The organism is Acetobacter suratthaniensis (assembly GCF_017377745.1).
In the GTDB taxonomy this organism is placed as follows: Bacteria; Pseudomonadota; Alphaproteobacteria; order Acetobacterales; family Acetobacteraceae; genus Acetobacter; species Acetobacter suratthaniensis.
This window is the reverse complement of record NZ_JAFVMG010000069.1, coordinates 1-379: the sequence shown is the minus strand read 5'-3', so window position 1 is coordinate 379 and position 379 is coordinate 1. Positions and strand designations below refer to the sequence as shown.

Annotated in this window: 1 pseudogene; it reads left to right on the top strand. The window is 64.9% G+C overall.

The features are described from left to right. A pseudogene (locus tag J2D75_RS14340) lies at nt 1-379 on the top strand (hypothetical protein); the annotation flags it as partial.

Genomic DNA, 379 nt, shown 5'->3' with positions numbered 1-379 from the left:
TGAGGCTGTGCTGTTCAGGGCGCGGCTGGAAGCAGCCCGGCAGTGCGCGGCCGTGGATGGCTTTCTGATCGATCCCTGGCAACTGGCCGCGAGCCTTGAGGGGTTGCGACCGCGCATACGCGGCCACGATGTGTACGAGCGGGGCAGCGAGGTCGATGCCCTGCGTTACGCTTTTGAGCAGTATCAGTGGCTTGCCCGGGCTTCAGTATCTCAGGAAGAGCGGATTGCCGAAGCGCTTAGCTGTGCTGCCCTGCCGGTTGGCCGTCTGGGTGTGCTGTGGGGCAGTGCTCTGGCCTTCCGGGAGTGGATCGAAGGCGGTGAGGAGCGTGCCCCCTTCCGTGGGGCGCTGGTGCGTCTATGGCAGAAAGAAGGGGTGTTC